A 22,777-nucleotide genomic window follows, 5' to 3' on the forward strand; every position below is an offset into this window, starting at 1 on the left:
GCTGCACACGTTCAGGGTCCTGCGGCCCACACCAGGCTGAACCCATTCTGTCCCATCGGTCTTCGAGGAGGCTGAGTGCAGAGATCAGCGGTACGCCTGTCGCCGCGCTCCGGGCGGGAGAGGAGGGTTTGCCGTCTGCGCAGCGTGCCGTGAGAGGGAGGAGGGCAGGCCACTGTCGGGACATCGGCCCGCGGAGGTGACCGCACCCCGTTGGCCGGTTGCGGACAATTCCCGTCTCCGCCTACCCGAGGGGTGTAATCGACCCTTTGCGGTACGTAACGTCAATGCCGGGCCGGTCTGTGCGGGACCGGCCGTGATGGAGGTAGCACATGCCATATCCCACGCGCGCGGAGCGACTGGAACGCGTACGGGCCACCCTGCAGGGCCGCCCGGCCACCGAACGCCTCGCCCGCCGGGCAACGCCGCCCCCGGCCGTCTTCTTGCTGGTCGGGGTGATGCTGCGCGGCGCCGCGCGCCTGGAGGCCGGGCTGGAGCTGACCGAGCTCGAACAAGAACTCGTAGACCTGCTCCGGCCACTGGCGGACGACGACGAGGAGGTCCGTGCATTCGGCCGCACCTTCACCGAGGAGAACACGGCCGGCACCCGCCAGACACTCTCCGCCACCGTAGCCGATCGTCCCCTCACCGAGGGCTACACACAAGACGACCTGGCCAAGGACATCGCCGCCCTGGGCGAGGAACTCCGCGCCCTGCCCAACGTGAACTTCGTGAACATCGACGCCCTCGCCGAGGACGAGCCCTTCGACAGCGAGGACTTCCTCCAGGCCATGGCCGACTACGGCTACGGCGTCACCGTCGTCGGCACCTCCCGCTCTGACACCGCGACCCCGGTCTCGCCCCCGCCGATAGACCTGAGGCTCGACCTGCAACGGTTCGAATGCCGGCGCAGTACCGGAGACACCGTGTTCGGCCCTCAAGACGAGATCTACTGGGCCTACGCCTCAGCCAACGAGACCGCCAGGAACAAGTGGAACAAGACGCGGGAGTACGGCGACGTCCAGACCGGTTCGGTGCGCGTGTTCGACGCGGGCACCACCCTGTTCAACGGCCGGGTCGGCAACAGCCTGCCCATCCACATCCAGTGCTGGGAAGCCGACGACAGCCCCTCCTCCTGGCACAACAAGCTCGTCGAAGACCTGAAGAAGATCGGCGACAAGCTGCAGCAGATCGCCTACCAGTTCAAGGACAATCCCGCCTGGTACTGGGAGGGCGGCGGATCGGACATCGGGGATTACCTCACGGTCATCACCGCGCTCGTCCAAGCGCTGATCGAGTGGTTCCGCAACGACGACGATCTGGTGCAGAATCGCACCATCGTCTTCAGTCGGCCCGCGCTTGCCGCGCTGGCCAACCGCCCGGGCGCCATCGACCACTGGGGCTTCAACGGCATCGGCCGTTTCGATCTCCACCTCCGCCTCACCCTGCCTGACGAGGAACGGCTGCGCCTGACCACTTCCTCCAACGCCGGCACCTGGAGCCAGGGCACGCTGCTGCCCACCGCTACCGCTCGCACGGGCGCCGCGCTGGCTGTCTTCGACAACAAGCTGTACTGCGCGCACACCAGCGGCGACTTCCAGCAAATGTGGTGGTGCCACTACGACGGCACCAACTGGAGCGCCGACACCCTCTTCCCCGGCCCCCTCAGCAATGCCGCGCCCGCACTGGCCGCCTACGACAACAAGCTGTACTGCGTCCACCGTGGCAGTAACGACAACGAGCAGCTGTACTGGTCGACCTTCGACGGCACCGGCTGGAGCGCCGACACGCCGATCGGCGGCCACGCCAGCCCCTCCGCGCCGGCGCTGGCGGTTCTCGGGAACACCCTGTACTGCGTCTACCGTGGCCAGGGCAACGGCCATCTGCACACGGTGTACTACAACGGCAACGGCTGGTACCACGGCAACGCCTGGGACCAGAGAAGCGCGGACGGTCCGGCACTCGCCGTGTTCCAGAACAAGCTGTACTGCGTCTTCCGCGGCCCAGGCTCCGACGAAAGACTCTACTGGGCACGCCGCAACACCATGGGCGGCGGCAGCTGGAGCAGCCCCGTCCCCTTGGGCACCCACAACAGTGCCGTCTCACCATCCCTGACGGTCTTCAACGACGGCACCGGGGCCAAGCTGTATGTCGTCCACCGCGGCAGCTACACCAACCGCAACACCAAGCTCTACTGGTCCAGCTTCAACGGCACCAGCTGGAGCACTGACACCTCCTTCAGCCCCGCTGCCACCTCCGTCGAACGCCCTGCCGTCGCGGCGTACGACGGCAAACTCCACGTCGTCCACCGCGGCGGCGGCCTGCTGTAACCAGGGACTGTAAGAACAACGGCTCTGGCCAGGCCAGGCCAGCCGTCGCGCGGTCTCCCGATCCGGACGGATCACTTGTGCCAGGTGATCGTGTAGCCGCTGTTGGCCTGGCTGGGGTTGACGGATTCCGACACGGAGAGGTTCTTCGTGATCACTGTGTTGGCCGGGAGCGTGACCTGGGGGCCGACCGCCTTGGCGAGCGTCTTGCCCGTCTGCTGGTCGATCAGCAGGACGGACTTCGTCTGCGCGATCACCGGGCCCCCGGTGTCGTTCCTGAAGACCTGAACGCTGAAGTTGCTCTGGATCAGGCTGTTCGGGCGGTGGATCAGGGAGTAGTTCCTGCGGAAGGGAACGTCCGCGGGAATCGGGTCCTTCGCCAGGACGAAGTCCGGCGCGCAGGTGATGGTCTGGGTCTTGAAGATCGTGCATAAGCGCAGCGTGACATGAAGGTCTTCACCGGCCGCCTGTGCCGGCCCGGCCGAACCGGCCAGGACGGCACCGGCGGCGATGGTGGCTGCGGCGCCCGCGGTCGCCAGACGCTTCACAATCATCGGTCGGCGGGATCTGAGGGACATGGCTGTTCTCCGTTCGAGGAGTTCGGTTCGATGTCCTCGACGGTAGGGGCGGCCAGGATTTCGCTCGGCGTAGAAGTACGCACAGCGCAGGTGACGTCCGTCACCGCCCGTCTGTCCAGCCTGACCGGGCGAATCGCACGTTGACCTCTGGTTGACAACTCATGCGAGGGGCGTATTCGAGGCGCCGTCCCAGCGGCAGGGCCTCCGGCTGCCCCTCGCCCGCGGCCCGCGTCCCCGCCTGCGCTGGGCGGCCACGGCCCGCCGGGCCGCGGACCGAGCCACACACCAAGCCCGTCCAGCCCTTCGCGCTGCCCGCCCCGACCGGAACCCGGGCCGTGGGGACGGTCAGCCTGCACCTGGTCTCGCTGTGGTACCCCGCCGGAGAGGCCGCCGGCCGGCCCGCGCCCTACATGACGGACGAGGAAGCCGCCGCCATGCTCAAGGGACAGAAGGTCACGGACGTCCCGAGCAAGGCGGTCAGCGGCATCAGGACCCACTCGGTGACCGGCGCCCGCCCGCCCGCCCGGCCGGCCGGAACGGGACGCTGCCGCTGGTGGTGCTCTCGCCCGGGTTCACGATGACGCGCTCGTCGCTGACCGGCCTCGCCGAGGAGCTGGCCAGCCGGGGCTACGTCGTCGTCGGCGTCGACCACGTCCACGAGTCGTACGGGACCACGCTCCCCGGAGGCCGTCTGGCCGCCTGCGCAGCCTGCCCGGAACAGGAGGCCGACGCCCGGGCCTTCGGCGACAAGGCGGTCAGGGGACGCCAGGCGGACGTGTCGTTCGTGCTCGACCGCTTGCTCGGACGGCACCCCGTCTGGAAGGGCGCCCGGCTCGTCGACCGTTCGCGCATCGGCATGACGGGGCACTCCCTGGGCGGATCGAGCACGTCGTGGACCATGGTCAAGGACTCGCGCGTACGCGCCGGGGTCGACATGGACGGCCCGTTCTTCGTGCCCCTTCCCGGCGAGGGGTTGTCCCGGCCGTTCATTCTGATGGGCGCCGGCGAGGTGCACGAGCCGGGCGGCAAGGACTTCACCTGGGGCCGTGACTGGGCGCTCATGAAGAGCTGGAAGCGCTGGCTCACGATCCAGGGCGGCGACCACGCCTCGTTCACCGACTACACGGTGCTGACCAAGCGATCGGCCAGAGATCTGGAGATCACGCGGGCGTACGTGGCCGCCTTCATGGACCGGCACCTGCGCGGCCGCGGCCGGCCTCTCCTGGACGGTCCCTCCGGCGCCTTTCCCGAGACCAAGTTCTGGAAATGACCCGCCGGACCATCCGGTCCTGGCGCCGACCCGGGCGCGCACCCCGCGACGTTCGTCGACGTGCGGTTGGGGATAGGCCCGCTCTTGGCGGTTGTTGCTGCCCACCCGGCTTCCGGGTTTGCGGAGATCGCTTGGATCCTCCAAATTCGCCCTTGTGTGACCTGATAGGCGGCTTTAGCGCAGAAAAGGCAGCAACGCTAGAAGCGTGAAGTGAGTAATGCTTCGCCTGCGAAGACAGCGGTTAGTGCGCGGACGGGTGACTGTCGCGCCCACATGATCGATGAGAGTTTCACCGTGACGTGGCGTTGAACTGTTCTGTTCGGTGATGAAAGTCGGGGTTCGGGGACACCGGGCAGGTGCGCGCCGCCGTGTCTGGGCGCCCGGCTGTGCAGCGCGGTCCGAAAGGGATCGGGCGGTCGAGGCGGCGAAGCCGAAGGGAAGTCCTTCCTCATGCCCTCGACCACGAACATCTCCCTGCGCGGGCGCAGCCCGCAGGGCCGTCTGACCAGGCTGGCCCTGCGGGGCACCCTGGCCCTGGCCCTGGCCGCCGGCGGCCTGGCCGCGGTGGCCCCGGCGGCCCAGGCCGCCACGACGGTGACGTTCTCCTACACCGGTGGCCCGCAGACGTTCACCGTGCCGGATGGCGTGACCTCGATCGAGGTAGACGCGTTCGGCGCCCAGGGCCAGGCCGGGCCCGGCGAAACCCCGGGTGGCGCGGGCGGCCTGGGCGGGGAGGTCAAGGCCACCCTGGCCGTCACCCCCGGGCAGGAGCTCCAGATCATCGTCGGAGGGACCGGCGGCTACGGCGGCGGAGGCCCCGGCGGCAAGGGCGGGAACATCTTCGGGTACCTCGACGGCGGCGCGGGCGGCGGCGCCTCAGACGTGCGCACCGGCCCCGGCTACGGCCTGGACGACCGGGTGCTGGTGGCCGGCGGCGGTGGCGGCGGTGGCAACTACACCCGCGTCGCCGCGGGCGCCGGAGGGGACGGAGGCGGTGCCGCCGGCACCCCCGGCGGCAGCTCGAGCCTCGGGTCCAACCCCGGCGGCGGGGGGACATCCTCGGCCGGTGGGAGCGGCGGCGCCGGCAGCTACGGAGCGGACGCCGGAGCCGACGGCACAGCCGGTACGGGCGGCGCGGGCGGCGCGGAGGTGCCCGGTGGGCCCTCCGGCGCAGGCGGAGGCGGCGGCGGAGGCGGCTGGTACGGCGGCGGTGGGGGCGGCGGAGGCGAATACGCCGGCGCTCCCATCTACGCCAGGTCCTCGGCGGGCGGTGGCGGAGGCAGCGGCCACGGCCCGGCCGGGACCGTCTTCCAGACCGGCGTGCGATCCGGCAACGGCCTGATCACCATCACCTACACCCCGCCCGGGGCCGACCTGGCCGTCACCGTCACCGACTCGGCCGACCCGGTCACCCCCGGCACGCCCGTCACCTACTCCGTGACCGTCACCAACAACGGGCCCCGTTCGGCCACCGGCGTCTCCGCGGTCACCACCTTGTCCGGTGTGGCCCGCACGATCGGATCGGCGACACCGTCGCAAGGCTCGTGCGCGATCGCCGCGCCGACCGTCACCTGCCCGCTCGGTACCCTGGCCGCCGGCGCCAGCGCGACGATCGCCATCACCGTCACCCCCACCGCGGTCGGCACCCTGACCGCCACCACGAACGTCTCCGGCACCGAACCCGACACTGACCCGGCCAACAACAGCGACGCCGGGAACACCACAGTGGCCGCAGCCGACATCGACGTGAACCTGGGCACCCAGCCCCATCTCGGCATCCTGGTCCCCTACCTGCAATACACCCTGACAGCAGACAACACCGGCCCCAGCCCGCTCGCCTCCGCCACCCTGACCGCGACCCTGCCGACCGGCGCGTCGGCGACCAACCTGTCGACCGGCTGCACCAGCGCTGGAACCACCGTCACCTGCACCTACGGCGCCATCGCCAGCGGAGCGTCGGTGGACAAGACCTTCCGGATCCCGCTGTCGCTGCTGTCGCTGGGCCAGGTCACCGTCACCGGAGTCCGCACCACCAGCGCCCCCGCCGACCCCAACCCGGCCAATGACAGCGCCTCGGCCACCTGCACCGTCATCTCAGTCGTCCTGGTCACCTGCCCCTGACCCCTTCGCTTGATCCTGCAATCGACCCGGCCGTGCGCTGAGCGTGGTGAGCAGAAGCCCGGCCGGGCGGCGGATGCCGTCGCCCGGCCACCGCGCTTTCGCCGACACCCGTTCCAGTCCGACGTCTTCGGCTCCAAAGGCAGCGAAGGTGGCATCGCGACAGGGACGACCGGCCTCGTCGTCTACGGCCTCGGCGACGAGGGTACGGCGCTCAAGGTCTCGTGGGTGGTCCCGTTCATCGGCGGCAACGAGACCAGAGCCGGGGTGACAGGGCCGAACGCCGGCTTCCACGTGTGCCGGGCGAGATCGCCGGAGGCAACGGCTCGTGCTCGACAGGCACCGCCTGCAGGCCTCGCGGGACGGGCGGCACCTGTCGCTCAAGGAGTTCGCCTTCCTGGAGGTGCTGGTGAGGGCGGACGGCGCGGTCGTGAGCTCCGAACGGCTGCTGGAGGAGGCCTGGGACGAGAACGCCGACCCGTTCACCAGGGTGCGGGTCCTGATCAGCCTCCTGCGGGCCAAGCTGGGCGACCCGCCGTGCATCCAGACCGTTCCCGGCGTGGGGGATACCGATCCCGCGGCCCATCCACCGGATCACCGCCACCGCGCGGCGGCTCCCCCTGTCGACCCTGCACGAACGGAGCGCTCGCCCAGGAGCGGAACGGTGAACCGGGTCCGTCAAGCAGCCTGCTTGCCTTACGTGCCTGACAGACCTCCAATCCGCTGACCAGCCAGTTCGCTCGACAACCCCCTCATATCGATGGATCAGGTCGGCGTGGCCGAGTGGCGTCAGGGGGCCGGGTGTGGTGTGCCATGCCGGTCGAGGAGGGTCAGACCGATCTGGGTGGGGTGGTGCTCGACGCTACCGTGATGGCGGCGGGTGGTGATCAGGCCCGCCTCGCGCAGCACGGCGGTGTGCTGGCTGATGGCCGCTGAGGAGACGTCCAGGCTTCGGGCCAGGACGCCGGTGCCGGTCACGCCCTCGGCGATGGCGGTCAGGATCGCCGCCCGGGTGCGGCCGAGAAGATCGGCCAGCGCGTTCGCCGGCGTGCCGGTCGTCCAGACGTTCGCGCCCTGGTAGGCGTCGAGCGTGGCCGGGTAGAGCAGGAGGCCGCCGGTGAGGCGCCTCGGGTCGTACATCACGGTGGGGACCCGCAGGAAGAACGAGGACACCAGCAGCAGTCCCCGCCCGTCGAGCGTCAGCTCGGCGGGCCTCTCGTCGCCGTTGCGGACGTGCAGTGTCGGCGGCGCCCAGCGGACGTCCGGATGCAGGCTGGACAGCAGGCCGTCGACGCCATGGTCGAGCAGGATCGTGCCGCGCCGGGCGCGTTCGGCGACGAGATGGGAGTGGATGCGTGCCCAGTGCGGCGCGACGGCGGCCCGATGGTAGCCCTCCACCGTGGCCAGCGCCTGCCGGCGGGCGGCCAGGCTGTCGACGAGCCCGGCCAGAACCGCCGGCACCCGGCCGTGATGGTCGGCGTAGTAGTCGAGCTCCGCCTGGACCGCGTGCCGGCTCCTGGACAGGAAGCGCTCCGCGCTCTCGGCGAACTCGTGTCCTGGGCCGGCCAGGTTGACCAGGTCAAAGCTGGGTCCTCGGGACGGCAGGACGGCCCCGAGTATCGCGTGCCGGGAGTCCAGCCCGGCGCGGGCCCGGCGCCGCCACGCGCCGAACGTCGCCTCTCCCGACCGTCCGCGCAGCATGGTCAAGCTGAACAGGGTCTCGGCCAGCGGGCCCAGCGTCGGCGCCACCCTGATCCGCGCCAGGTCGTCGCTGGTGAAGTGAATTCTGTGCATTCGCCCCCCAAACACGTCGCCGTATCCGTCACGGAACGCCGCCGATCGGCCACGCACATCGCTGAGCGGCGGGATTAAGCCATGACTTACAAGCCTCCCGGCAGCTGATTTCTTCCTGCGACAGTGAGCGGGCCGCCTCTCCGTGGAAAGGCGGCCCGACCCGACCTCAGGCGAGTCCACTTCGGGAGAATTCACGTGTCAGGACGACGGTTGCGGCATGCCCTGATCGGGCTTGCCGTGCTTGCAGGATGCGCGGTGGCGCCGGTTGCGCCGGTGGAGCCGGACGTTCTCCAGCAGGCCGAGCAGGTTCTCATCGGCGCCTGCATGAGCGGGCGGGGCCTGCGGTACTGGCCGGAGCCGAAAAGCAGGACTCCGGACATGGACCGTTTTCCCTTTGTCGTGGACGACGAGGAATGGGCGCGGAACAACGGATACGGCAGGGCGGCGAGAAAGGAGCTGGAAAAGGCTGCCGTCCCCGCGCAGAACTACTTCCGCGGCCTGCCGGAGGGGAAGAGGCGCGCCTGGCTGACCGCTTACCACGGCGACCGGTCCGCCGTCCTGGAGGCGGCGCTGCCCGTCGGCGGCACGGTGGGTCACAGTGCCGGCGGCTGCGTGGCGCAGGCGTGGCAGGAGCTCTACGGGGACAAGGCGCGCTGGTTCCGTGCCAGCAGGGTCACCCAGACGCTCGTCCAGATGCGGATCGGCCAGACCCAGGCCGACCCCGCCTACGGAGCCGCGCGTCAGCGCTGGTCCGCGTGCATGAAGGCGGCCGGGTTCACCGCCGACACGCCGCTGGCTCTGCGCAGGGAGCGTCAGGCCGACCAGGAGGGCGGCGCGGAGGACCGTGACCGGCGGGCCGCGACGGCGGAAGCACGCTGCGCGGCCTCCTCCGGCTTGTCGAGGACGGCACGCGACCTCGACCAGGCCAACGCCGCCGCGCTGGAGGCGCGCTATCCGGCCGAGTACCGGAACGCGCGCAGCCTGCGCGAGGCGGCGCTGCCGAGGGCGCGTGCGCTGATCAGGAATTCGCTCATCGCTGAACAGGGAGAGGAAACCCCATCATGAAGGTTCTGAGGAACGCGTTGCTCGGCGTCATGACCGTAGCCGCGGTGCTGACCGCCTCGACGGCGGCCTACGCCGAGCCGGCCCCCGCGCCCACGTCCGAGGCGGCCAGGCCGGCGGTCGAGGCGGTGAAGCCGCAGCGGCCCGAGGGCAAGCCGAAGATCCAGTCGGGGCTGCCGGTGCGGGCGCTCAACGCCGACGGCAACTTCTACGTCTGGTCGGACGACATGAACAAGGCGCTGCTGTACACGGGCGACGCCTACAACGGCTGGCCGTCCGGCTGGAACAACACGGTGGACGTGGTGTGGAACAACGGCTACCCCGGCCCGTACGACGACGTGAACATCTACGACTACGCGCCCTGGTCCGGCAGCGCCTACGCGTGCATCGGCAACGGCGACTACTGGGACCTGCGCCGCACGGACATCAACTACGTGTTCTCCTGGGTCAATGACGGCGCCGACGCGTGGCAGCGCGAGCCGCTGGGCAGGCGCGTGCACGACAACGGCAGCGGCCACATCTGGGTCGACTGGTGCGGTAACAACAACCGCTAGTGCTGTGACCGGAAACGATCACCGGGGTGGGTGAGGGGTTCAGGCTGCCGATGCGGGCCGACCGCCCCAGCGGATGCCCTTCTCGCAGCGGATCCGGGCGCGTTCGCGGCGTTGAGCGGCCAGTACGGCGGGATGGCGGGCGTGAGCGTTGCGCCGGCGCAGATAGGCGTGCAGGGCCCGGGTTTGGACGGCGTGGTTCGGGTGATCGGAGTTGGCCAGGGTGAACTGGCGTAGCGGGCCGAAGTGGGCCGAAGCGGGCCTCGATCGGGTTGGCCCAGGAGGCGTAGGTCGGCGTGCACAGCAGCCTGACCTTGTGCTTGGTGGCCCAGGTGCGGATGCGCCAGTTCTTGTGCGCCGACAGGTTGTCCAGGATCACGTCGATCGGTGCGCCATCGGGACGAGCGGCCCGGATCGATTTCAGGGCGGCCCAGGTGTGGTCGATGCCCTTGCGCGCCCGGTTGACGCCCCACGGCAGGTCATCGCCGACGGAGTAGCAGCCGTGGAAGTACCGCACGTCCTGGGGGCGGCGGTAGGTGGCCGGCAACCGGTTCGGTTCACCGGCGGGTGCCCAGCCCGTCCCGGCGGTAGGGCGGCTACCGGGCGGGCCGAACTCGTCGAAGGCGAAGATGCGCTCGGGCGGTGGGTGAGGGCGCACTCGATCGCGTCCAGCTTCGCGTCGAAGTCCAGGCCGGGCGACTCCTTCCAGGTCTTGGTGCGCTGGAAGGTGATCCCGTGCCGGTGCAGGAGGGTAGACAACGCCTCCCGGCCGAGGGCGATGCCCCGGCCGGGCAGGCGGCGCAGATAGTGCAGGAGCTTGCGGATGGACCAGCGGGTGAACGGCTGGCCGGGCTTGGCCGGGCGGGTAGTGCCGTCGCCGCGATGAAGTCTTCGTCGTCAGGACTCATCAGGCGGGGACGGCCTCCCGCCCACTGAGGGTCCAGGTAGGCCAGCCCGATCTCGTCGAACCGGTGGATGACGTCCCGCACGGTGTACTCATCGGCCTGGACCAGGCGCGCGATGACCGGGACGGTGTTGCCGCCGGCCGAGGCCAGCAGATCATCGCCCGCCGGTGACGCACTGTGCTCATCGTGCCGCGCCGAACGATGCGTTGCAGCTTCTGCCCCTCTTGGTCCGACAGCCTGCGGACCTTGACCGGTTGCGTCACCGGGCCTCCCGACTGCTGAACGAACGTGATCAGCTCATCCAACCGACAGGACCGTTCTACGCGCCAACCCGGTGATCGTTTCCGGTCACAGCACTAGAACTACCCTCAACGTCGCGCTCGAACCCGCCCTCCGCTGACACTCCCTCGCGACATTCAGCGCGCTGAACGCACGAGGCGAACAGGCGTTGAGATGCCGAACCCACGTGAGTTCCCGCTCCTGGTGAGCTGTGTGATCGCACGGAGACAGGCGATGGACAAGCAGACGGCGACCCACTGAGTGCTGCCGAACTTCGCCGACCTATGCGGCACATTGCTCTTGCCTCGTACTTGGCCTGCCTCATGTACGACAATCGGCTCAAATGCCCCTGCCACCCTGGACTTATACACGTAGCTTTGTCAGACGGTCGCTGGCCTCGTGTGGGGTCAGGTCGGCGCCCCGTTCATAGGCGCTGTCGTAGTCGGTACGGCCGAGCGACTCCGCGAGCATCTCCGAGAGGCAGCGCAGTTCGGTGTCGCCGTGGTCGAAGGCGCCGCGGATGGCCTGACTCAGGCCGAGCGCGGTGGCCGCGCCTGCCGGATCGCCCTCCAGCAACAGTAGCCTGGCCAGGAGTTGAGCAGCCAAGGGGGCATCCATGATCGCCTGCGCCGCCTCGACAGCGCGGGGCATCAGTTCGCGGGCGCGTACGGCGTCGCCAGCGGTGAGGAGGTTGGCTACCCGAGCGAGGAGCAGCCGAGGGTCGATGGCCTCCGCCGACTGGGGCAGCTTGCGCAGGAGCTCCTCCATCCGGTCGAGCGCTTGATCGGCGCGTTCGACCTCTCCGGAGCGGCGGTGCAGTTCTGCCTGGACGCCGAGCACCTCGATCTCCAGCGCCGGCTGGCCACGCCGCCAGGCCGCTCGTTCGGCGGTGTCGATGTCGCGCCCCGCGCCGGCCAGGTCGCCGGCGCGCATGCGTTCCGTGGCGAGCCCGAGCCGGGTGGAGACCTCATCCTGCGAGCCGAGGTCGGTGGCGATCGCGAGGCTATGCTCGTAGGCGGTGATCGCCTGGTCGTGGTCTCCGGCGATGGCGTGGATCTGGGCCAGGCCGTACAGCGCCTTCGCCGTCCACCACCGATCGCCCGTCTCCTCGAACAGGCGCAGTGCCGTGGTCATCGCGGTCGCGGAGCTCTCCCGGTCGCCCTGTTCGCGATGGCGCATGGCTTCGATCATGAAGGTGCAGGCGATCGCCCAGCGGTCCGAGCCGCTGCGCACCCGGGCGATCTCTTGATCGAGCAGCTCGTCCAGCCCGAGTATCGCCGCCATCACCAGCACTATCGTCAGCAGCATCGGATAGCGGCGCAGCGCGCCCGTGCGCGCGCAGTCGCCGATGAGCGCGCGGAGCCGCTCGTGGTCAGTGATCGGCCCGCCCTCGACGCCCACCAGGTGGATCGCGGTGAACGCGGCGCGGGCGTCCGCGGGCAGCGCGTCGCCGAACTCGGTGACCTTGGCGATGTAGGTCTCGGCCCGGGCGTCGTAGCGGAGCATGACCCAGTACCAGTACAGCGGTCCGAGCATCCGGGCCGCGGTCTCGGCGTCGTCTCCGTCGATGGCCGTTTGCAGGGCGTACATCAGGTTGTCGTACTCGGCCTGGAACAGCCGCAGCGACTCCGCCTGCTTGTCCGAGCGCAGCAGCGGCTCGTGTTCGTCGGCCAGGTCCGCGAAGTACCGGGTGAGCCCACGCAGGACGGCGTCGGTCTCTCCTGCGAGTCGGAGCTTCCCCGCCGCATGTGCCCGGATGGTTTCCAGCATCCGGTAGCCGTCGCCGACCCGCTCCACGATGGATTTGTCGACCAGGGAGTCCAGGAGGTAGACGACCTCGTCCGCGGGAAGCGTCTCATCCGCGCAGACCGCTTCGATCACCGCGATACCCGTCCGCGCCGGAAATATCGATATCCGGGCGGCCAGTGTCCGCTCTTGTGAGGTGAGGAGATCCCAGCTCCACTCAATGACCGCATGCAGCGTCTGCTGGCGGGGCTGGGCGGTCCGGTTACCGGTGCTGAGCAGCCGGAAGCGGTCATCCAGCCGCCGGGCGATCTGCTCGGCGCTCATGGTCCGCAGGCGTGCCGCGGCCAGTTCCAGGGCGAGCGGCAGCCCGTCCAGCCGGCGCACGATGTCCACGACCGGCCGCGCGGTCGACGCGTCCAGCGCGAAGCCGGGTCGTACGGCTCCCGCCCGGTCGAGGAACAGCCGCACCGCGGCCGATGCGGAGCCACGATCGCGATCCGCGTGCGCCGGGGGGAGGCCGAGGGGTCCCAGGCGGCACAGCGCCTCACCCATGACGTCCAGCGGTTCCCGGCTCGTGGCCAGGATGGTCAGGTCCGGCTGGCGCTCCAGCAACTGCCCGGCGAACTCCGCGACGGCTCCGGAGATCTGTTCGCAGTTGTCCAGAACCAGCACGCCTTCACCACCGGCGAGCAGGTTGACCACCCGCTCCAGTAGCGTGCCGGCCGGCTGGGCTCCGGCGAGGCTGATCGTGCTCAGCACCGCCTCCACCAGCCCGTCGGCCGTGTTCACCGCGGCCAGGGAGACCAGCCAGGCCCGGCCTCGCTGATGGACCCGATGCCGGCTCACGGCCTCCACGGCCAGCCGGGTCTTGCCCACTCCTCCGGGGCCCACGACGGTGATCAGCCGGGAGGACTCCAGCAACCCGGCCAGTAGCCTCAGCTCCTCCTGCCTGCCGACGAAGCTGGTCAGCTGGGCGGGCAGACGTCCTGGCACTGCGTGCGGCCGAGCCTGTCGCGCCTGGGGGTACTCCCGCTCACCCCGCAGTACGGCGAGGTACGCCTCGCGGAGGTCCTCGGAGGGGTCGACGCCCAGTTCCTCGGCGAGGGTGCCGCGGACCTGGTTGAACAGGGCCAGCGCGTCGGACTGGCGGCCTGCCGCGTGCAACGCTCGCATGCGCAGTCCGGCCAGCCGTTCGCGCAGCGGGTGACCGGCGGCCATCGCCGCCATATCGGCCAGGATCTCGTCGTGGTGGCCCAGTCGCAGCTCCGCCTCGAAACGGTCTTCCATGGCCGCGACCCGTAGCTCGTCCAGCCGCGCGCCGGCCGTGGCGGCGAAGGGGGTGTCACGCACGTCGGCCAGCGCGTCTCCCCTCCACAGCGCCAGCGCCTCGTCCAGCAGCCAGGCCGCTCGCCGCACGTCACCCGCGGCCAGTTCGCGACCGCCCCGCTTCGCCTTCTCCTCGAACCGACAGGCGTCGACGTCCTCGGCGCGTACGTGCAGGCGGTACCCGCCGGCCGCCCTCTCCACGAGCTCGGCCTCGCCCAGAGCTTTGCGCAGCCGATGCACCAGCCCGTGCAGTGCGTTGACGGTGCCCCCGCGCGGATGCTCCCCCCACAGGCCGTCAACGAGTGCGTCGACCGGCACCATCTCGCCCTCGGCCAGAGCCAGCCGGGCCAGCAGCGCTCGGACCATGACGCCGCCGACCTCGATCGGCGTGCCGTCGTCGGCATGGGCCCGGACCGGTCCCAGCAACTCCATCCGCATGCACAAAGGCTATGAGCACAACGACGCGCACGTGCCGTTTGAAAGTGGCGCCATACCGGCTAAAAGAGCGTTCTAAGACGCATGTAAGCGCCGGTGGACACCCTGGAGGACGTACGGAAGAAACGTCCGAAAGGCAGTGCAATGGCAGCCCACGAGAACGTGCAGCAGGTGCTCGACCGGTCGGTGGCCGAGGTCGGCATTCCCGGCATCGTCGCCGAGGTCAAGGACGGCGACCGCTCCTGGTTCGGCACCGCCGGCGTGGCCGACATCAAATCCGGCTCCCCGCGCGTGCCGGGCGAGTACTTTCACGCCGGCAGCAGCGGCAAGGCCTTCACGTCCGCGACGCTTCTGGCCCTGGAGGCCGAGGCCAGCCTCAATCTCGACGACACGGTCAACGCCCACCTGCCCGGCGTGCTGGACGTCAACGTCAACGGCTACGACGGCGACAAGATCACCATCAGGCACCTGCTCAGCAACACCAGCGGCCTGTTCGCCACCGGACTGGCCCCGGAGGTCAGCCACCGCTACGCCACCCGCTCCGGGTTCGACCGGCATCGCTTCGACACCTTCAGCACCGAGGAACTGCTGCGGGTGGCGGTGTCCCAGCCGCCGGTCGGTGCGCCCGGCGAACGCTTCGAGTACGCCAACGGCGGCTTCTACATCGCCGGCGCGATCATCGAGAAGGTCACCGGCAACAGCTACGCCGACGAGGTCGAGCGCCGGGTCGTCCAGCCGCTCGGCCTGACCCACACCCGCGTGCGCCCCACCACCGAGACCGGTTACCCCAGTCCGCATCCGCGAGGCTACTCCCACCAGTTCCTCAAGGACGGCGCCGACCCGGCCGCGGTCACCCCGGAGAACTGGCAATCGCTGATGGAGGAGCCCGGCCTGCCGCCTCTGGACGTCACCGAGTTCAACTCCTCCCTGGGCTACGCAGCCGGCAACGTCGTCACCACCACCGGCGACATGATCCGCTTCTTCAACGCGATGACCACCGGCAGCCTGCTGCCGCCCGCACAGCACCGGCAGATGTGGACCACCGTCTCCACCGAAGGCAGCTACTGGATGCCGCACACCCGCTACGGCCTCGGCCTGTTCGAGTTCGACGAGCAGGCGACCGGCGGCCGGACGCTGCGCGGCGTCGGCGGCAGCTTCTGGGGCTCCTATTTCTTCGCGGTCGGCACTCCCGATGGCCGGCACACCGTCGCTGTGCACACCAACACCGAGTGGAAGTCCTGGGACCTCATGTTCAAGGTCATCGAAGCGGAGTTCGGCGTTTCCATCGGTGCGTAAGCACGCCGCCCGCCACCAACCCCCGCTGAAAGTGAACCGCCCATGGATACCTTTGACACACCGGAGCCGATCGTCGCCGCCTTGTCACTCACCGCGGCCGCCTGACGCTCAAGGACCGCTCGAGCATCCGATCCCTTCCCGGACGCGTCGCAGTGACGGTCGAACTGCCCAACGGCTCGGCGCTCGACATCAGCCTCCGCGACGGGCACCTGAACGGTCAGGGCCGCCTGGGCGAGGTACGGGCCCACGTCTCCCGTGGCCATATCCGCCTCGCCCGTACCGGCGAGTCGCGCCCGAGCACCGACGACGGCGACATCACCGTGGCCGCGTCCGGGGACCCGGCTGCCCTCAGCACCGCCCACGGCCAGATCAAGGTCGGCGAGAGCATCGGCGCCACCGTGATCGGCAACGCGCCGGGAACGTCACGGTGGACCGGGCAGAAGACGGCCTGCGCGTGAGCGTCGAGCAGGGCGCCGTCAAGGTCGGCGTGATGGCGCGCGGGCGCGCCGATCTGGACGTCGGCGCCGGAACGATCAACGTCGGGATCCCGAACGGCACCCCCGTACTGGCGGACGTCAAGACCGCGATCGGCAGGGTCCACGACAACCTGGGCGACAACTGCGAGATGTCCGACGGCGACACCGTCGAGCTCCACGCCCACGTCACCCAGGGCGACATCCTGCTCCACCGTGTCACCAGCTGACTCAGCTATTCCCCTGCACCAACACTCCACCTGTATGAAGGGCGATCGACCCATGACCAAGATCCTCCCCGCCGCCACCGCCTGCCTGCTCGCCGCCGCAGTCACCGTGACCGTGAGCGCGTCGCCGGCGGTGGCCTACGACGCCGACCGCCGCACCGACGACCACGCCCGGCTCCAGCGGGTGCTTGACCGAGCCGTGGCCGGCGGCATGCCCGGCGCCATGGCTGAAGTCCGTGACGGCCACAGGTCATGGTTCGGCACGGCAGGCGTGGCCGACACCGACACCGGCCTCAAGCGCCGCCGGCAGGAGTACTTCCGGGCCGGAAGCACGACCAAGACGTTCGTCGCGGTCGTGGTGTTGAAGCTGGTGGCCGAGGGTCGGCTGAGCCTGGACGACACCGTGGACAAGTGGCTGCCCGGCGTGGTGAAGGGCAACGGCCACGACGGCAGCAAGATCACCATCAGGCAACTGCTCAACCAGACCAGCGGCATCTTCCCCTACACCTCGGATGCGGACCTGGCGACCGAAGAGTGGAGCACCGCCTTCCTCAAGGCCCGTTTCCACAGCTACCGTCCCGAGCAACTGGTGAAGACAGCCATGCGTAACCCGCCCTCCTTCGCGCCTGGCAAGGGGTGGGGGTACTCCAACACCAACTTCACGCTCGCCGGGATGATCATCAAGAAGGTCACCGGCAGGTCCTACGCCGAAGAGATCGACCGGCGCATCATCCGCCCGCTCGGCCTGCGGAAGACGTACCTGCCGGGCGAAGGCACGAAGCTGCGCGAGCCGCACGCACGACACTACGTCAAGTTCCTGGTCGGCGAGGACACCACAACCCCCTACGACCTCACCGACATGAACCCCTCCTGGGCCGGGTCAGTCGGCAGCATCGTCTCGACCATGGGCGACCTGCACACCTTCTATCGGGCGGTCCTGAGCGGCCGTTTGCTGCCGCCCGCGCTGCAAAAGGAGATGTTCACCACCGTCTCTACCAAGGGCGTGCCGTGGATCGACAACACCGCCTACGGGCTCGGAATCTTCTCCCAGAAGCTGTCCTGCGGCGTGACGGTCTGGGGCAACGGTGGCAGGATCCATGGCTCCTGGACCTATGCGATGGGCACCCGGGACGGCAGGCACATGGTTGTCACCAACCTCAATGGCGACTGGGGCAACCCGATCAGCATCCTCACCGAGGAGATGGAAGCCGAGATGTGCCCGCCGAGATCACGATGACCGCTCAACAGCACCGGCTCATCCGGCCTCACGAGCACGAGGCCGGATGAGCTCGCGCACCGCATGCGGCTCGACGGACACCTTCCCGGCCATGCCGAACCTGGAGCGCGCCGGCAGCAGCCAGGTTGTGAGTCCCGGTGGTCAATGGCCAGGAAATTCCGGCGCGGTCTCGGCGCGGCGGGCGGCGTCCTGGTTGGGATGCTCCGGCACGCCGGCGACGAACCGCTGGTTGCCCTCCAGCAGCATCGCCGGGCGCAGCTCGTCGGTGGCGTACGCGCCGAATGGCCCGGCCAGACGTCCTCGGCCAACGCCAGACAGCGCCGAACGTGGTCGATCACCACCTCGGGAATCTCATCCGGGGACGGGAAACGCGCCACCTTCTGAAAGCACTGCAACGCCAGCACCAGCGCGCGAACGGCCGTGTTCATCAAACCGCAACCAAACCCAAGCGGAGGGTCACATCACCCGACAAAAGAACCCTCCGAGCAGCACCTCAACACCCCACTATCCCTTTCTCCCGTACTTGGTCTGCCACCCAACCAGCTAGCACTGCATGGTGAGCCGGGCTTGGTCGAAGCGGTGGGTGGCCAGGTGTTCGGGGCGGATCAGCCAGTAGAGGGTGCCGGTGTCACCCCACGCCATCTTCGCGTCGCTGTCACTGTCGAACTGGGCGAGCAGGATCCAGCGTTCGGCTTCCCGGTCCAGGGCGGGGGTGCCCCAAGAGTGAGCGCCGCCGAGCGCCGCGTTCGCGACCTCGTACTCCACCGGGCCCTGCACCGGTACGGCGTGGCCGCCGATCTGGTGGTCGATGCGGGTGCGCAGCCGCCGGAAGGCCTGGACGAACGGCCGGAGCGGGACGGGGGTCTCACGAGGGGCGGGCCAGTGCCTGCCGTCGCCGAGCAGGGCTTCCCGGGCCTGAGGCAGCCACAGGTCGGGGGCGCTCTCCTCGACGCCTGCGGCCAGTTCCACGTACGGGTGCGGTTCCAGCTCCTGAGGTGTTTCCGCCCGCAGAACCGGCGTGCCTTCCGGGACGTACAGCACGTGGGCCCCGTCCCACGTCTCGGTGGCGTCGAGGGAGCCGGACGAGCCGCCGTCGTCCATGTCGTCGTGGCCGTCGAAGCAGAAGAACAGCAACGTCCCGTCCTGTGGGAAGGCCGCCGGCAGCCCGGCGTGAGGGAGCGCCGAGCACCGCACCGATGCGATGAAGGACAGCGGGCCGTGCCCCGGCCACTCGGGCCAGACGGCCCCGGCCGGCAGTTCCGGCTCCCCGCCGAGGGTGGCGACGGCCTGCTCGCCGTCCGCGGCCCGGCGCAGACGTACGCATGGACGCAGCAGTGCGGTCCACCGGTCGGCGAGGTCGGCGGGCAGATGCTCGGCGGCGAGACGGGAGTATCGATCATCAGTCATGAGAGCCATGATGAAGCGCGTCACTGACGTCCGTGCCATCCGCCGGGCCGGCCGATGACAGTCGCGCCACTGGCCGGCCGCGGACGCGGTGACGCGGGCCGAGGTCCCGTCCAAGGGAACCCCGCGGCTCGGCGGCTCAACCGCTGACGTCAGGCGCGACGCCTTCACCGAGCGGTTTGGCGCGCTGGCCTCCCGATTGCAAAGATCTCTTCGCGAACAAGTCTTTGCGAAGGACTGTTTGCGGTCTACGCTGCCGGACATGACCGAACCCTCCGAGAGCGTGGTCGTCCTCGACGCCAAGGGCCTGCGGGCACTGGCCCACCCGGTACGGGTGCAACTCGTGGACCTGCTGCGCAAACACGGCCCGTCCACCGCCACCCGTCTGGCCGAACGCCTGGGGGTGAACTCGGGCACCGCCAGCTACCACCTGCGCAGGCTCGGCGCCGCCGGATTCGTCGCGGAGGACACCGAGCGCGGCAACGCCCGCGAACGCTGGTGGCGCTCGGTCCACCACGTCACCCGGCTCACCGATGACGAGCTGTCGGAGCGGGAGCCCGAGGCGGTGCTCGCCTACATGCAGTCCATCGCCGCTCTGTACGGCCTGCGCACCCAGCGGACGCTGAACGAGCTGCCCACCATGCCGGCGGAGTGGCGGCGGGTGCTCGACCTCAGCTCCATCGCGCTGCGGATCACGCCGGAGGAGGGGCTTCGGCTGCGCGAGGAACTGGCGGAGGTCGTCGACCGCTACCGGCGCGACACGCCCGGCCAGCCGGCGCCCGAAGGGGCCGCCCGGGTCTCGCTGATCACCCAGCTCCTGCCGGAGCTGCCGGAAACAACCGAGCTGCCCGGAGCGGACGAGCCGCCCGAGTCGCCCGAGTCGCCCGAGTCGCCCGAAGGTGCGTGATGGGGGCGCGCGAGTCGTTACGCCCGATGGCCGGCCTGCTCGCGGCCATGACGGTGTCGCTGACCGCGACGCGGGTGTCGGCCATCGCCTTGCCCTGGTTCGTCCTGACGACGACCGGGAGCCCGGCGCGGACCGGGATGGTGGCGTTCGCCGAGATGGCCCCGTACGTGCTGGTCAAGGCGCTGGCCGGGCCGCTGGCCGACCGGGTCGGGCCGCGCCGGATCTCCTGGATCGGGGACGTGGTGAGCGCCGCGGCGGCCGGGGCGGTCCTCCTCCTGCACGCCCTGGACCTGCTGCCGCTGGGTGCGCTGATCGCCCTCGTCGCGGTGGTCGGCGCGGCCCGCGGTCCGGGCGATCTGGCCAAGGAGATCATGATTCCGGAGGCGGCCGAGCGCGGGCGGGTGCCGCTGGAGCGCGCCACCGGGCTGATGGGCGCGACCGAGCGGCTGGCCCAGACGGTGGGGCCCGCGGCGGGCGGGGCGGCGGTGGCGCTGCTCGGACCGCTGGCCGGCCTGGGCATCAGCGTCACCTGCTTCGCGCTCGGCTCGGTGATCGTGACGTGGGCGCTGCCGCGCGGCATGGGACACCGCGCTCCGGCGGAGGAGGCTCTGGAGGCGAAGGAGGGCTACTGGCGGCGGTTCGGCCAGGGTTTCACGTTCCTGCGCGGCGAACCGCTGCTGCTGTCCGTGGTCGTCATGGTCGGCGTCACGAACCTGCTCGACGCGGCCTTCAGCCAGGTGCTGGTGTTCGTGTGGGCCGGCGAGTCCGGTCACGGCGCCGCCGTGGTGGGCCTGAACAGCAGCGTCATGGGGTTGACGGCGGTCGGCGGCAGCCTGGTCGCGGCCGCCGTGGCGCACCGGATGCGGCGCAGGCCCGTGTTCTTCGTGGCGTTCCTGCTCGCCGGGCCGACCCGGTTCCTCGTCCTGGCGGTGGATCCGCCGTTGTGGGTCATGGCGGCGGTGTTCGCGGTGGGCGGGTTCGCCGGTGGGTTCCTCAACCCGATCCTCGGGGCGATCTCCTACGAGCGGGTGCCCCGGAGCCTGCTGGGCCGGGTCAACGCGCTGAAGGACTCCCTCGCCTGGGCCGGCATCCCGCTCGGCGGGCTGGTGGGCGGGGCGCTGGTGGCGGTCGCGGGGCTGACGCCGGTGCTGCTCGCCGGCGGGGCGGTCTACGCCCTCACCACGAGCCTGACGGGGCTGCGGCCAGAGTGGCGGCAGATGGACCGGCTCCGCGGCCAGGGCCCGCCCGTCCCGCCCGCCTCGCCGGCGCTGCCCGTGCCGCCGGTCACACGCGGGCGGCGATCTTGAGGAGCACCACGCCGCCGGTGATCGCGGCGAACGAGGCGAGCTCACTTTGCTTGCATGTGCATGTATGCTTTTGTCAATCCCGCGTCCGAGAGACGGGGTCCTCAGAGAAGGAGGAGGCTTCCATGGCTCCGACGGCACCCACTCCGCACCCGGCCCCGGCGCCCTCGGCGGTGTCCAGCTCCTGGAACGACGTCCTGCTGCTGCACGCCCGCGTGGAGAACGCCCTGGCCACCGCCCTCCAGCGGCGGCACGGCATCGGCCTGTCGGAGTACCGGGCGCTGGGCCATCTCGCCACCTCGGACGCCGGCGAGCTGCGCATGCAGGAGCTGGCCGACAGGGTCGGGCTCAACCAGAGCTCCGTGACCCGCCTGGTGACCCGGCTGAACACCGCGGAGCTCACGTACCGGGACCTGTGCCCGGACGACAAGCGCGGGGTCTACACCGTCATCACCGACGCGGGCCGGGCCCGCTACGCCGAGGCGAACGTCACCTACGAGGCGACGCTGAGGACCGCCCTTGAGGAAGCCGCCCAGGCCGACCCTCGGCTGGCCGCGGCGCTGCCGGCCCTGGGCCTGCTCGACCGGTGACCCCGCCATTCCCCTTGTTTCGAATATCGAGGAGTTGAACATGCGTGCTGTGCGGATCACCCGCTTCGGCGGCCCGGACGTCCTGACGGTCGCCGAGGCGCCGCCGCCCCGGGCCTCGGACGGCGAGGTGCTGGTGAGGGTCGTCGCCTCCGCCTTGAACCCGGTTGACGACAAGACCCGTGAAGGGGCCATCGGAGAGGGCGCCCCTCCCCTGCCGACGACCCTGGGATGGGAATTGGCGGGCATCGTCGTGGACAGCCGGGACGATGCGCTGCCCGTGGGTGAACGGGTCTTCGGCATGTCCCACCAGCTCGGCACCGGCCGGGGGACGTGGGCCGACCTCGTGGCCATGCCCGTCGGCTCGCTGGCCGTGGCGCCGTCGGCGGTCAGCCTGGTGGAGGCGGCGACGCTGCCGTTGCCGGGGCTCACCGCCCTGCAGACGCTCGACTGGCTGGACGTCCGGGCGGGCGAGCGGCTGCTGGTGGCGGGCGCGGCCGGCGCGGTGGGCGGGCTGGCCGTGCAGTTGGCGCGGGCGCGCGGCGCCCGGGTGGACGCGCTGGTCTCCAGGCCGGCGCAGGTCGAGGCGGCCACGGAGCTGGGGGCCGAACGGGTCACGACCGACCCCGCCGACCTTCCGGTGGGGGCCTACGACGCCGTCTTCGACACCTTCGGGGCCTTCGCCGTCGAGGCCGTGGCCGACGGAGGCCGCTACGCCTCCGTCGCCACCCAGGCCGGGCCGGTGCCCGACCTGTCCCATCGATCGGTCCGCACCACCGTGAACCAGGTGCGCGAGGACGGCCCCGGCCTCGCCGAACTGGCCAAGGCCGTCGACGCGGGCCAGGTCAGGGCCCGGGTCGAGGCCCAGTACGGGCTGCAGGACGTCGGTGCGGCCCACGAGCACTTCCGGCGCGGCCGGCTGAGCGGCAAGATCGCCCTGGTGCTCTGAGCCCA

The 22,777-nt window shown here is 70.3% G+C and carries 18 protein-coding genes and 2 pseudogenes; 15 read left to right on the forward strand and 5 right to left on the reverse strand.

Annotation, left to right across the window (positions count from 1 at the left end; translation table 11 throughout):
- The first annotated feature begins 329 nt into the window (after positions 1-329).
- The gene (locus tag AB0C33_RS14040) at positions 330-2,327 is read left to right on the forward strand and encodes a hypothetical protein (protein ID WP_358287088.1); all 1,998 of its coding nucleotides are present in this window, start codon (positions 330-332) and stop codon (positions 2,325-2,327) included.
- A 71-nt stretch (positions 2,328-2,398) separates the two neighbouring features.
- On the opposite strand, the gene AB0C33_RS14045 is transcribed toward AB0C33_RS14040, so the two are convergent.
- Complete coding sequence (locus tag AB0C33_RS14045; RefSeq protein ID WP_358287090.1) at positions 2,399-2,878, reverse strand: hypothetical protein; 480 nt, start codon at positions 2,876-2,878, stop codon at positions 2,399-2,401.
- Positions 2,879-3,237: 359 nt separating this feature from the next.
- Between AB0C33_RS14045 and AB0C33_RS14050 the strand changes: the two genes are divergently transcribed.
- From AB0C33_RS14050 to AB0C33_RS14065, 4 genes and pseudogenes are all read left to right on the forward strand, one after another.
- The gene (locus tag AB0C33_RS14050) at positions 3,238-3,483 is read left to right on the forward strand and encodes a hypothetical protein (RefSeq protein ID WP_358287092.1); all 246 of its coding nucleotides are present in this window, start codon (positions 3,238-3,240) and stop codon (positions 3,481-3,483) included.
- Positions 3,456-4,172, forward strand: coding sequence for a hypothetical protein (locus AB0C33_RS14055; protein ID WP_358287094.1), 717 nt, complete (start codon positions 3,456-3,458; stop codon positions 4,170-4,172). The genes AB0C33_RS14050 and AB0C33_RS14055 overlap by 28 nt, the downstream gene beginning before the upstream one ends.
- A 450-nt stretch (positions 4,173-4,622) precedes the next feature.
- Positions 4,623-6,293: a DUF11 domain-containing protein gene (locus tag AB0C33_RS14060; protein ID WP_358287096.1), complete on the forward strand. Its 1,671-nt coding sequence runs from the start codon at positions 4,623-4,625 to the stop codon at positions 6,291-6,293.
- Between the two features lie 322 nt (positions 6,294-6,615).
- Positions 6,616-6,855: pseudogene (locus AB0C33_RS14065) on the forward strand (winged helix-turn-helix domain-containing protein); the annotation flags it as partial.
- A gap of 224 nt (positions 6,856-7,079) precedes the next feature.
- Here AB0C33_RS14065 and AB0C33_RS14070 read toward each other — a convergent pair.
- Complete coding sequence (locus AB0C33_RS14070) at positions 7,080-8,084, reverse strand: winged helix-turn-helix domain-containing protein (RefSeq protein WP_358287098.1); 1,005 nt, start codon at positions 8,082-8,084, stop codon at positions 7,080-7,082.
- A 210-nt stretch (positions 8,085-8,294) separates the two neighbouring features.
- Between AB0C33_RS14070 and AB0C33_RS14075 the strand changes: the two genes are divergently transcribed.
- Together AB0C33_RS14075 and AB0C33_RS14080 are read left to right on the forward strand one after the other, a co-directional pair.
- A complete protein-coding gene (locus tag AB0C33_RS14075) occupies positions 8,295-9,149 on the forward strand; it encodes a hypothetical protein (RefSeq protein WP_358287100.1) in 855 nt (284 codons plus the stop codon).
- The gene (locus AB0C33_RS14080) at positions 9,146-9,700 is read left to right on the forward strand and encodes a hypothetical protein (RefSeq protein ID WP_189647668.1); all 555 of its coding nucleotides are present in this window, start codon (positions 9,146-9,148) and stop codon (positions 9,698-9,700) included. Before AB0C33_RS14075 ends, AB0C33_RS14080 begins: the two co-directional genes overlap by 4 nt.
- 39 nt (positions 9,701-9,739) lie before the next feature.
- On the opposite strand, the pseudogene AB0C33_RS14085 reads toward AB0C33_RS14080, so the two are convergent.
- Both AB0C33_RS14085 and AB0C33_RS14090 read right to left on the reverse strand, forming a co-directional pair.
- A pseudogene (locus AB0C33_RS14085) lies at positions 9,740-10,865 on the reverse strand (IS630 family transposase).
- A 379-nt stretch (positions 10,866-11,244) separates the two neighbouring features.
- A complete protein-coding gene (locus tag AB0C33_RS14090) occupies positions 11,245-14,391 on the reverse strand; it encodes a BTAD domain-containing putative transcriptional regulator (protein WP_358287102.1) in 3,147 nt (1,048 codons plus the stop codon).
- Positions 14,392-14,532: 141 nt separating this feature from the next.
- Between AB0C33_RS14090 and AB0C33_RS14095 the strand changes: the two genes are divergently transcribed.
- The 4 genes from AB0C33_RS14095 to AB0C33_RS14110 all read left to right on the forward strand — a co-directional run bounded on the left by AB0C33_RS14095 (position 14,533) and on the right by AB0C33_RS14110 (position 17,621).
- Positions 14,533-15,684: a serine hydrolase domain-containing protein gene (locus AB0C33_RS14095; protein ID WP_358287104.1), complete on the forward strand. Its 1,152-nt coding sequence runs from the start codon at positions 14,533-14,535 to the stop codon at positions 15,682-15,684.
- A gap of 152 nt (positions 15,685-15,836) precedes the next feature.
- Complete coding sequence (locus tag AB0C33_RS14100; protein WP_358287106.1) at positions 15,837-16,142, forward strand: hypothetical protein; 306 nt, start codon at positions 15,837-15,839, stop codon at positions 16,140-16,142.
- Positions 16,139-16,387, forward strand: coding sequence for a hypothetical protein (locus tag AB0C33_RS14105; RefSeq protein WP_358287108.1), 249 nt, complete (start codon positions 16,139-16,141; stop codon positions 16,385-16,387). Before AB0C33_RS14100 ends, AB0C33_RS14105 begins: the two co-directional genes overlap by 4 nt.
- A gap of 52 nt (positions 16,388-16,439) precedes the next feature.
- Positions 16,440-17,621, forward strand: a complete 1,182-nt coding sequence (locus AB0C33_RS14110) for a serine hydrolase domain-containing protein (RefSeq protein WP_358287110.1) — start codon at positions 16,440-16,442, stop codon at positions 17,619-17,621.
- 543 nt (positions 17,622-18,164) lie between these two features.
- Here AB0C33_RS14110 and AB0C33_RS14115 read toward each other — a convergent pair.
- Positions 18,165-19,028, reverse strand: a complete 864-nt coding sequence (locus AB0C33_RS14115) for a YwqG family protein (protein WP_358287112.1) — start codon at positions 19,026-19,028, stop codon at positions 18,165-18,167.
- Between the two features lie 259 nt (positions 19,029-19,287).
- On the opposite strand from AB0C33_RS14115, the gene AB0C33_RS14120 reads away from it, so the two are divergent.
- The 4 genes from AB0C33_RS14120 to AB0C33_RS14135 all read left to right on the forward strand — a co-directional run bounded on the left by AB0C33_RS14120 (position 19,288) and on the right by AB0C33_RS14135 (position 22,772).
- A complete protein-coding gene (locus AB0C33_RS14120) occupies positions 19,288-19,932 on the forward strand; it encodes a helix-turn-helix domain-containing protein (RefSeq protein WP_358287114.1) in 645 nt (214 codons plus the stop codon).
- Entirely contained in the window at positions 19,932-21,239 is a 1,308-nt protein-coding gene (locus tag AB0C33_RS14125; RefSeq protein ID WP_358287116.1) for an MFS transporter, read from the forward strand. Before AB0C33_RS14120 ends, AB0C33_RS14125 begins: the two co-directional genes overlap by 1 nt.
- A 122-nt stretch (positions 21,240-21,361) precedes the next feature.
- Positions 21,362-21,826: a MarR family transcriptional regulator gene (locus AB0C33_RS14130; RefSeq protein WP_358287118.1), complete on the forward strand. Its 465-nt coding sequence runs from the start codon at positions 21,362-21,364 to the stop codon at positions 21,824-21,826.
- Between the two features lie 40 nt (positions 21,827-21,866).
- Complete coding sequence (locus tag AB0C33_RS14135; protein WP_358287119.1) at positions 21,867-22,772, forward strand: NADP-dependent oxidoreductase; 906 nt, start codon at positions 21,867-21,869, stop codon at positions 22,770-22,772.
- Positions 22,773-22,777: the final 5 nt, after the last annotated feature.

The sequence above is a fragment of the Nonomuraea sp. NPDC048881 genome, assembly GCF_040649795.1.
Classification (GTDB): Bacteria; Actinomycetota; Actinomycetes; order Streptosporangiales; family Streptosporangiaceae; genus Nonomuraea.

Bases quoted from the DNA above. Each gene is read 5' to 3' on its own strand.
- AB0C33_RS14040 (WP_358287088.1), top strand. From the start codon at position 330: ATGCCATATCCCACGCGCGCGGAGCGACTGGAACGCGTACGGGCCACC.
- AB0C33_RS14045 (WP_358287090.1), bottom strand. From the start codon at position 2,878: ATGATTGTGAAGCGTCTGGCGACCGCGGGCGCCGCAGCCACCATCGCC.
- AB0C33_RS14060 (WP_358287096.1), top strand. From the start codon at position 4,623: ATGCCCTCGACCACGAACATCTCCCTGCGCGGGCGCAGCCCGCAGGGC.
- AB0C33_RS14070 (WP_358287098.1), bottom strand. From the start codon at position 8,084: ATGCACAGAATTCACTTCACCAGCGACGACCTGGCGCGGATCAGGGTG.
- AB0C33_RS14080 (WP_189647668.1), top strand. From the start codon at position 9,146: ATGAAGGTTCTGAGGAACGCGTTGCTCGGCGTCATGACCGTAGCCGCG.
- AB0C33_RS14090 (WP_358287102.1), bottom strand. From the start codon at position 14,391: ATGCGGATGGAGTTGCTGGGACCGGTCCGGGCCCATGCCGACGACGGC.
- AB0C33_RS14095 (WP_358287104.1), top strand. From the start codon at position 14,533: ATGGCAGCCCACGAGAACGTGCAGCAGGTGCTCGACCGGTCGGTGGCC.
- AB0C33_RS14110 (WP_358287110.1), top strand. From the start codon at position 16,440: ATGACCAAGATCCTCCCCGCCGCCACCGCCTGCCTGCTCGCCGCCGCA.
- AB0C33_RS14115 (WP_358287112.1), bottom strand. From the start codon at position 19,028: ATGACTGATGATCGATACTCCCGTCTCGCCGCCGAGCATCTGCCCGCC.
- AB0C33_RS14120 (WP_358287114.1), top strand. From the start codon at position 19,288: ATGACCGAACCCTCCGAGAGCGTGGTCGTCCTCGACGCCAAGGGCCTG.
- AB0C33_RS14125 (WP_358287116.1), top strand. From the start codon at position 19,932: ATGGGGGCGCGCGAGTCGTTACGCCCGATGGCCGGCCTGCTCGCGGCC.
- AB0C33_RS14130 (WP_358287118.1), top strand. From the start codon at position 21,362: ATGGCTCCGACGGCACCCACTCCGCACCCGGCCCCGGCGCCCTCGGCG.
- AB0C33_RS14135 (WP_358287119.1), top strand. From the start codon at position 21,867: ATGCGTGCTGTGCGGATCACCCGCTTCGGCGGCCCGGACGTCCTGACG.